Below are 10125 nucleotides of genomic sequence, written 5' to 3' on the forward strand. Positions count from 1 at the left end.
TATGTAATTGTAAGTGAAGATGAGCGTATGATAGTAATTTAATAGCAGTATCTCATAAATACATATGTTGTTAATAATAAACTAAATAATCTAATAAGCATACGCGAATATATGGCACCATGTAACCCATAAAAGTATATAAAAATAAATGAAGATACTATTGTAAAAATATTGCAAATATATTCAATTATAATTATATAACGGCTTTTTTCTTTTATCAAATAATTTGAGGAGAGAATGTTTAAGTATGCAATAAAACTTAAGTGATATAGTATACTTAACCATAGATATTTATAATACTTTGGATAAAAAATTTTGAAAATAAATGGTGCAGTTAATACATATATTGCGATTAAAAATACCAATACTATAAAAAATTTCCAAAAATATGTTTTTAAATCCTTTTTTGATATATTGGATGACACCATTTTTGGAAGTATCATTGGATTTAATAATTTCATAAATATTTTGAATTGATCCGGAATTAATGTAACAATTTTAAATATGGCTAAATCTGAAAATCCTAAAAAGTAGCTAATAATCAATTCATCTACTTTTCCAGCGAATCCCCCAAATGCTCTGGAGTAACTAATTTTTTTTCCGAATTCAATGTCATTTTTATCTACACCATAGTTTTCTATAAATTTTTTGACATAAAATATACTAAAATAACAATTAACTAAAATTTGAATTAATATGGATGTTATTGCTATCCAAAATGCACTTTTTGTAAATAAAACCATCATAATTATTAAAATTGTTGAAATAATGTTAAAAAATGAAGATAGTTTAACTAATATATCAAATCTCTTTTTACCATTAAAAAAATTTGGATAAAATCCTGAGATGGAATAAAAAGGAAATAAAGAAGACAATATTAAAAATATCAAACATAAATCGAATTTTCCAAAGAAATATTCATAAATAGAAAAACATAATAAAAACAAACTTCCCAACCAACTCCATTTAAAAACTTCTTTCAATGCTTTAAAATATGTTCCTTCATAACCTTTTGCTACTGCCTGAACAACTGCAATACCCATACCTGGTAAAGCGAAAATTCCAGCAATACCTAAAACAGCCATTATAAAACTATATTCTCCAAAAACTTCCTTTGATAAAAAATTGGCAAAAACTATGCTTAAAATAAATCCTTTTAATGTGCTAAAAAACTGACCTACACTTAGCCAAAAACCCCCCTTTATAAAATAAGGTAGATCCAATCCTGCTTTTTTTGAATATTTTTTTGCCAACAAATAAATCTTTTCTTTTAAATTTTTATAGATTTTCATTGTAATCCCTGTAAATTATTTTTTAATACTCTCAAAAATCTTTTTATATTCTTCAACTGATTTTTCCCAGTTGAAATTCTCTTTTATAAAATTTTCTGCGTTTTTACCGTAAATTCTAATTAACTCCTTATTCTCAATAAGTTTAATAATTCCTCTTTTAATTTCTTCAGGAGAATTATCCTCCAATAAAACCCCACTATATCCATTAAAAACAACTTCATTAGCCCCTTCATAAGGACTTGCAACAACTGTCTTACCACAACACATCGCTTGTAGTAGAGAACTCGATAAACCCCCTCCTCTGTATGAAGAGTGGATGTAGATATCAGATGCCTTCATAATCGCAACTGCTTCTTCAAAATCAACTCTACCTGTAAAATAAATACCATTATTTAAATAATCCATTGATAATTTTTTTAATCTCTCTGAATCTTCTCCATAACCTACAATAATCAAAACAATTTTCTCTTTTAAATTATTTGGCAAGTCGATATATGCTCTTATAATATTTTCAACGCCTTTCCACTTATACAATCTACCAACAAAACATAGTTTTGTCTTATCTTTAAATCTTTCTTTGATTTCTTTATTTTCCTCAACACCCTCAATTTTTTCAATTTCCAAACCTCTATAAATTATTGGAATTTCCCCATCATCAACAAAATTTTCCAATATAAAATCCCTAACTGCCTTTGATATTGCTATAACATAATCTGATTTTTTAAATATTAGTTTTCCAATAGTTTTGTCATAAATATAAGATAATTTATTTTTAAACTCACTTTCTAATTTAACAAATGCACTCCCATGCTCAACATGAATTAAAATTTTTTTATTAAATCTTAATTTTGCAAAAATAAATCCTAACAAAGTATTTGAGAAAAATCTCGTTCTTGTCATTACAATATCGAAATCAATTTTATATAAATTAAAAAACATCTTCCAAAATTTAATATTGAAAATATTTGGAACAGGATAATTTGGTATAATTTCAAATGCTGGATATCTATAAACTTTAACATTATTGTGCCTTATCTCAAACTCCTTATATTTTGGAATATTTGGTGCAAATATATGGATATCATACTTTTCATCTTTTGATAAATATTTGGCAAACTCATCAACATGCGTCTCTACTCCCCCAATATGCGGAACATAGTATCCAGGAAAGATAATTAGTTTTATTCTTTTCATATGTATCCCTAAAAGTTGATTGATATTTACTTAAGATCATCCTTTTTTATAATCTCAATACAATCATATAAACTTTTAGCAACAAAGTCCGCCCGTGTTTCTTCACTATCCTGTAAAATCCTTATTGTTTTACATCCAACACTTTTCCCGCAGATTATATCACTCTCACTATCCCCAATCATCCAACTTTTTTTAAAATCAATATCCCATTTTTCTTTTGCTTTTAAAAGCATGCCATTTTTTGGCTTTCTGCAGTTGCAGGTTCCATCCAAATGAGGGCAATAGAAGATATCATCAATCTCAGGCAATAATTTAAGCATATAATCATGAACAACTTTTAAATCCCCCTCTGTCATAATGCCCTTAGCAATTCCCTGCTGATTGGTTATAACTATTAACAAATAACCCATTTTTTTAAATTCAATTAACGCCTCCCTAACTTTAGGTAAGAGTTCAAACTCCTCTATTTTTTTAACATAGTCTCCAATTAATCTTTTATTAATAACTCCATCCCTATCTAAAAAAATTGCCCTATTCAATTTTATCACCAAACAATTCCTCCAAACTAACTGTTGCGGTTCCAACCTTTCCAACAACAATTGAACTTGCCTTATTTGCCAATTTAACTGCATCAACTAAATCATAACCCTTGTCTAAAGCATAACCTAAAGTAGCAATAAACGTATCTCCTGCCCCTGAAACATCGTGGACTTCCTTAACTTTTGTTGGGATGTGAACAACCTCTCCATCGAGAGTTATCAGAGTTGCTCCTTTTTCACTCCTTGTAATAACGAAGTTTGAATTAAACTCATCAACCAAATTCAAACCTATTTTTTCTAATTTATCATCTTTGTTTTCAATTTCTTCTCCAACAATTTGAGAAGCCTCCTTTAAGTTGGGTTTTATTAAATAAACATCCTTATAAAATTCTATGTTTTTTGGCTTAGGATCAATTAAAATCCTGCCTTTAAATTCTTTTTTTAATTTTTCCATGAGTTCTTTTGTAATTAAACCCTTTGCATAGTCAGAGATTATTAAAATGTTTGATTTACTGTTGAGTTTTTTAATTTTGTCTAAAATTTTATTTGAGATTTCCCCATTTATTGGATGTGCCTCTTCATAATCAACCCTAAGGAGTTGCTGATTATAACCTATCGCTACAAACCTATGCTTCACTATCGTTGGTCTCCCATCTGAAACAAAACAATAATTGATACCATTTTTTTCACATAGTTCTTCAATACATTTTCCAAATTCATCGTTGTTGAATATACTAATCAAAAATACATCATGCTTTAAAGAGGCTATATTATTTGCAACGTTTCCTGCTCCCCCTAAGGTGTATTTTTCTTCAACTACATTTAACACTGGAACAGGGGCTTCGGGATTTATTCTCTCAACCTTTCCATAGGTGTATTTATCTAACATTACCTCTCCTAAAACAATTATCATTTTCCCCCTCTTTATTTGTATTTATTTAAAACCCATTCTATTATTTTTGTTGTTGAAAAACCCTCAATTAAAGGAATTATTTTTATTTTCCCACCATAACTTTTAACAATCTCTGCCTCTGGTAAATCTTCCTCTTTATAATCACCTCCTTTCACATGAACATCTGGCTTAATGATTTTTATCAACTCTATAGGAGTTTCTTCATCAAAAGGAACTACAAAATCAACTGCTTTTAAATTATCTAAAACATAAGCTCTTGAGTATAAAGGAATTATCGGTCTTTTATTACCTTTTATCTTTTTTATTGATTCATCTGAATTTATCCCAACTATTAAAATATCCCCCAACTTCTTTGCTTTATTTAAATATTCCACATGACCCCTATGGATTATATCAAAACATCCGTTAGTAAAGACGATTTTTAGATTTTGGCTTTTTAACTCTTTAATTATGTTTTCTAATAATTCTCTATTCTCAATTATCATACTCTCCCCTATTTAAATAACAATAGTTTTCCAATAATTTCGGGAGCATACATTACCATTAAGATTTTATTTAAATCCAAACAACAATTTTATCAATTCTATAGCATTAGGATTGGTTATAATTATTGTAATTAAAATTACAATAAAAAATATTGTGAATTTTTTATCTAATTGGTTAAATTTGTTATCAACATATCTTAAAATTTTCTCTTCCATTGCTTTCATTTCTCCTTTTAAACGTTCTTCCATTGTGTTCATCTTCTCTTCTAAAATGTGGATGTCTTCCTTTGTAGCCAATTCACTTTTTAATTCATCTTTTAACTCTGTTTTTATAATTACTTTATTTTCCTCAAATCTTTTATCAATTCTCTGTTCATTCTCTTTAATGAATTCCTCAACTAATTTGTATAACTCTTCCGCTTTTTCTTTATCTTTAACATTTTTATAAATCAACTCATATAACTTAGCATAAGCAATAGCCACAATACTCACCAAAAAATTTATTGATAAATAGGGAATTTTTAAATTTTTAGAACTCTTCTGAAAGAGAGTATGTCACAAAAGCTATATCTACCAGCCCTTTTTTGATATTAATGACATTAAATTTCTTTTTCTAAAGTGATTCTTTTTTATTTCATCTAAAAGATTTTTAAATTCATCTTCATCATATTCCTTTAGAATCTCTAATAAAGAAACAGCAGATTCATAACCAAACTGTGTCTTTTCATTAATGTATCTATCAATTAAATTTTTTACATCTGGAACAATAGATTTCTCATCATAATCTAATAAAAGTTTTCTTATTACATTTATTAATTCATATCTATAAAAATCATATTTAACTAACTCTTTATAAGTTTTAAGCAATAATTCTCTATCATTTAATTCCATAGCAATGTAATATTTAGTGTATCCATCTGCATATTTAAATAGTTTTCTTAATAACTCATCTTTATCGTTGGGATTCACTTTAATAATTGAATCATATATAATATCTGGAATATATTTAAATTTATATTTTCTAAATAATTCAACGACTTTGTCATATTCATTAGCAAAATAATAATATTTAATAAGGTCCTCATATAACCTATTTTTAGTGGCATATTTTATAGCTTCATCTTCATCTATTGACAAAAGTAATTCAAATTTTTTGCTTCTACTTACTTTGCTACTGAGTATTCTTTTTATTGATTCTTCTTTACTCTTAGTTTTTATTAATAACTCAATATAGTCCTCTTCATCCAAATAATCTTTTAATACATCAATATAATTAAAATATTTTTCAACCTTTTCTAAGAACTTGTCAAATATTATGTCCATCAATCCATAGTCATCTATTTCAATTAATTTAAATATTCTAATTAAATCATTTTCATCTAAATCCTTGTCAAATAAGATTTCTCCTAAGGGCTCTAATACAATATCTTCATAACAATTATCTGCATAATCATCATAAAATCCTCCAAAATCCTCATAATTCTCTATAATTACTTCTAAAAATTTAATTAAATCATCCTTGGATAAATGATTTCTATTATTTAATAAAAACATTTTAATTTGTTTAGCCATATCTATATCAATATAATAACCCTTTTTCATCATCTCAATAAATTTGTTTAGTGTCTTTTTTGCTAATTTAGACATATTATTTAAGTTATCCTCTTTGTCCAACAGTCCAATAAAATTAAAAGCAAATTCTGGATAATATTTAATTCTTTCAATTATGTATTTTACTAACTCCTCTTTTTCCATATTTTTTAATTTATTTATTATTTTGTCTGCATCAATATATTCATTATTTTTATAACTTAAGAGAGTTGCAACACCATGCTTACAGTTATAACCATAAGGACAGGAACATTCTGATTCCAAAGTTTTTAAATTAACAACTACATCATAAACATGAGTTCCGATAACTTTACCATATATCTTGTCTCCAAACTTTATTACCTCCTTTACCCTTCCTTCTTTGTAATACTCAACTCCTCTTTCATATATCTCATACCCATATTTTCTGATAATTTCATCCATAATATCCCTCAAAATAACCTCTTCTCAACCTCCTCACATATAACATGATATATAGTTAGATGACATTCTTGGATTCTTGCTGTATCGTTAGAAGGAACTATTAACGCCAAATCAACAACGTCCTTTAATTTACCTCCATCTTTGCCAAGCAATCCAATTGTATAGATGCCCATTTCTTTTGCCTTATTAACTGCCCTTATAACATTCTCTGAGTTTCCACTTGTAGATATACCAACTAAAATATCCCTATATTCACCTAACGCCTCAACTTGCCTTTCAAAAATTCTCTCAAACCCATAGTCATTTCCTATAGCAGTTAAAATAGATGTATCTGTTGTTAATGCAATTGCAGGAAATCCCTTTCTTTCCAACTTAAACCTTCCCACAATCTCAGCGGCAAAGTGTTGAGCATCTGCCGCACTGCCCCCATTTCCACAAATTAAAATTTTTTTGCCATTTTTTAATGCCTCCACTATTATCTCAATAGATTTTTTTAAATTTTCCTCATTTTCTTCAATGAATTTTAACTTAACTTTTGCACTTTCTTCAAAATAATCCTTCATAAAACCACCTCTTAAATTTCCATTGATTCTCCTAACTTTGGAGTATGTACATTGAATCCTTTTTCAATTGCCCATTTTTTGAATGTTAGAACTTCAAGTTCATCTCCATGCTGAATTATAAGTGTCTCCGGATTAACTTTATTTACAATTTCATGAAGTTCGTCCATTCCCGCATGTGCTGAAAAATCGAATAATGTAACCTCCAATTTTGGTTTAATTTCTTGCCCATCTAATATTAAATACCCTGTCTCAATTAAATATCTTCCATTCGTGTCTTCCACTTGATATCCAGTTAATATTAGCGAGTTCTTTGGATCATCCCACATTTCAGATATATAATGCAAAATAGGCCCTCCATCAAGCATTCCTGCAGTTGTTACAACAATTCCTCCATTTTCTTTTAGATATTCTATAACTTTATCCCTCTCATCTCTCGATTCAACTACATAAACCATACTATATGCTTTTTCCAATCTTTCTGCATCCCTTAAATATTCTGAATGCCTAAGCATAATTTCAGTAATCTCAACTGCCATGCCATCAAAGAATATTGGAATATCAAATTTCTCCTCTGCCAAAATTAGGAGGATTTCCTGGGCTCTATTTACTGCAAACACTGGGATTAATGCAACCCCTCCCCTGTTTATTGTTTCTTTTACTTTTTGCAGAAATTTCTTCTCTGTTTCTTCCCTATCTGGATGAATAGAGTTTCCGTAAGTTGATTCAATGATTAAAACATCTATATCTTCATTTGTATAACTCAAATCAGCACCTTTAACCAATCTCGTATCCCTAACCTTTACATCTCCAGTGTAGAGAATTTTTTTATCACCATAATCCAACAGTATCGATGCACTTCCAGGAATATGCCCAGCATCAAAATACTCATAAACAAAATCCATAAAAACCCTTCTTTTGTTGTAGTATGTTGGAACATGCAAATTAATGCATTTCTTTATGTCATGCATGTTAAATTTTTGGCTTATGTGTTCAATCATCCCTATTTTTAATGAATCTTTTAAAAGAATCTTTGTAATTTCTTTTGTTAATGGTGTTGAATGTATTGGTACGTTTATCTGTTTGTGTGTTAAAACTGGCAACGCTCCAACATGGTCTAAATGTGCATGGGATACGAATACACCATCAACTTTAATATCATCCAATATTGGGTATTCAATACCATTTCCCGTTAATTTAACCCCACAATCCAATAGAATCTTACTCTCTCCACTATCAATCTCTATGCAACTTCTCCCAACTTCCATCGCCGCTCCTCTAAATGTAATCTTCATCAAACCCTCCCCTATATGTTCTCATTTTTATTTTGGTTTTTTTAATTATTTATTCTTTTTCTTTTAACCTTGAGAATTTATGTTTCCTTGAGTTTGGTTACTAAAAAATTTTTTAGGACAATGTTGCAATAGTTCTTATACTTCCCCCTCCATCTCCAACAGGAACACTCTGCCCATTCTTACCACAATAACCAACACTCAACTTAAATTCCTTTGTTACAGCATCGACATTATACAATATACTCAATATCTCTCCACTTAACCCAGCGTCTTTTAAAGGATTGGTTAATTCCCCATTTTCAATTAAGAATGCCTCAACTGCACTAAATTGGAACAATCCCTTTCCAGTATCAACTTGCCCCCCTCTTGAACCTTTTAAGAATATTCCATACTTTGTATCTTCCAACAACTCCTCAAAGTTCCAATCTCCCGGTTTTATAAATGTGTTACTCATCCTTACTATTGGCTTATTTAATCCCTCTGCCCTCGCATTTCCTGTAACTTCCATATTTAACCTTCCTGCGGTCTCCCTTGTGTGAAGGAAGTTCTTTAATACACCATTTTCAATTATTATTGTTTCTCTCCCCTTAACCCCTTCATCATCATACTTATATGAACCAAAACCCTCAACCTCTGGGCTATCTATAACTGTTACGTATTCACTTCCAACTTTTTCCCCAATTTTGTCTTTAAAGACGCTGTCATTTTGTAAAACCAAATCTGCCTCTGATGCATGCCCTACAGCCTCATGGATAAATACTCCTGTCAATTCTGGGTCGAGAATAACTTTAAATTTCCCCTTTGGGCAAGATTTTGCATAGAGCAATCTTATTGCCCTCTCTTTTGCAGATTTTGCAATATTTTCAATGTTTGCATTTTTTATAACCTCAAATCCATCCCCACCAACCCTCTCAGATGCATACTGCAAAGTTCCATCCTTTGCAACTGCAGTTAAATACATTATTGTCCTCATTCTTTCAGATTCTATTCTTGTTCCCTCACTACTCATAAATAATGAATATCCAACAGCATCTGAGTAGGAGACGGATGTACTGACTACCTTATCCCCAAACATATTCTCATGTGCCAACAAAACAAATTCCTTTTTTTCATCAATATCAACATCTTTTGGATTTATTTTTGCCTTAATTTTAACTTTATCAACAACACTCTTAACATCCTTCAAAATAACCTCTTTATCTGTGTATTCATTAGAAACCTTAGCCATCTTATATGCCTTATTTATTAAGTTCTCAATATCATGTAAATCATTTGAAGTAGCAAATCCCCAAGCATTTTTATATAAAACCCTAACTACAACCCCTCCTCCAACTCCAGATGAAATCTCATCTATCTTCCCATCTTTTAAAATTATGTGGTTACTCTCCCCATGATTTATCCTTATATCTGCATAGGTTCCAACTTCTAAGAGTTTTTCCAATTTTTCAATATCAACCATACCTATCACCAAAATTTTATATTCTTACATTAAAATCTCTTTATTATGCCATTCTACGAATATTTATAATATGAAGGGTGATTTATAGTTGTCATTATACCGTAGTTCCCATCAAAACATTAAATATATAACTCAATAGATATATAGTATCAAAAAAATAGTTGAAGGTGATAACATCGTTGAAGAGAGCGTCCCAAAGCTTAAACGATTAATAAATCTCATGTGGGCTAAGTTCTATCTAACTGTAGAGAAATATAAGTCACCATACGCCCGCAGAGAGAAAATATCCCTCTTGGACTTAATAATCTTTTCGGTTCTATGTATGATATACTTCGGTGGATGTATAAAAAGGGG

10 protein-coding genes are annotated in these 10125 nt (G+C 29.5%); all 10 read right to left on the bottom strand.

Features of this window, described 5'->3' with window-relative positions; genetic code table 11:
- Positions 1-38 precede the first annotated feature (38 nt).
- The 10 genes from METFODRAFT_RS08375 to METFODRAFT_RS08420 all read right to left on the bottom strand — a co-directional run bounded on the left by METFODRAFT_RS08375 (position 39) and on the right by METFODRAFT_RS08420 (position 9771).
- A complete protein-coding gene (locus METFODRAFT_RS08375) occupies positions 39-1292 on the bottom strand; it encodes a lipopolysaccharide biosynthesis protein (protein ID WP_007045162.1) in 1254 nt (417 codons plus the stop codon).
- Positions 1293-1307: 15 nt separating this feature from the next.
- The gene (locus METFODRAFT_RS08380) at positions 1308-2486 is read right to left on the bottom strand and encodes a glycosyltransferase family 4 protein (RefSeq protein ID WP_007045163.1); all 1179 of its coding nucleotides are present in this window, start codon (positions 2484-2486) and stop codon (positions 1308-1310) included.
- Between the two features lie 26 nt (positions 2487-2512).
- On the bottom strand, positions 2513-3025 hold the full coding sequence (locus METFODRAFT_RS08385; RefSeq protein WP_048115796.1) for a D-glycero-alpha-D-manno-heptose-1,7-bisphosphate 7-phosphatase: 513 nt from the start codon (positions 3023-3025) through the stop codon (positions 2513-2515).
- Positions 3018-3938: a bifunctional heptose 7-phosphate kinase/heptose 1-phosphate adenyltransferase gene (locus METFODRAFT_RS08390; RefSeq protein WP_007045165.1), complete on the bottom strand. Its 921-nt coding sequence runs from the start codon at positions 3936-3938 to the stop codon at positions 3018-3020. Before METFODRAFT_RS08390 ends, METFODRAFT_RS08385 begins: the two co-directional genes overlap by 8 nt.
- An 11-nt stretch (positions 3939-3949) precedes the next feature.
- Positions 3950-4423, bottom strand: coding sequence for a D-glycero-beta-D-manno-heptose 1-phosphate adenylyltransferase (gene rfaE2, locus METFODRAFT_RS08395; protein WP_007045166.1), 474 nt, complete (start codon positions 4421-4423; stop codon positions 3950-3952).
- A gap of 66 nt (positions 4424-4489) precedes the next feature.
- Positions 4490-4906 (bottom strand): hypothetical protein, encoded by a 417-nt coding sequence (locus tag METFODRAFT_RS08400; protein ID WP_007045167.1) that lies wholly within the window; start codon positions 4904-4906, stop codon positions 4490-4492.
- 87 nt (positions 4907-4993) lie between these two features.
- Positions 4994-6457 (bottom strand): SWIM zinc finger family protein, encoded by a 1464-nt coding sequence (locus METFODRAFT_RS08405; RefSeq protein WP_007045168.1) that lies wholly within the window; start codon positions 6455-6457, stop codon positions 4994-4996.
- An 8-nt stretch (positions 6458-6465) separates the two neighbouring features.
- Positions 6466-7020 (bottom strand): D-sedoheptulose 7-phosphate isomerase, encoded by a 555-nt coding sequence (gene gmhA, locus METFODRAFT_RS08410; RefSeq protein ID WP_007045169.1) that lies wholly within the window; start codon positions 7018-7020, stop codon positions 6466-6468.
- A gap of 11 nt (positions 7021-7031) precedes the next feature.
- Positions 7032-8312, bottom strand: a complete 1281-nt coding sequence (locus METFODRAFT_RS08415; RefSeq protein WP_007045170.1) for an MBL fold metallo-hydrolase — start codon at positions 8310-8312, stop codon at positions 7032-7034.
- Between the two features lie 112 nt (positions 8313-8424).
- Positions 8425-9771, bottom strand: a complete 1347-nt coding sequence (locus METFODRAFT_RS08420; RefSeq protein ID WP_007045171.1) for a TldD/PmbA family protein — start codon at positions 9769-9771, stop codon at positions 8425-8427.
- Positions 9772-10125: the final 354 nt, after the last annotated feature.

Source organism: Methanotorris formicicus Mc-S-70 (assembly GCF_000243455.1).
GTDB lineage: Archaea > AGJL01 > Methanococci > Methanococcales > Methanococcaceae > Methanotorris > Methanotorris formicicus.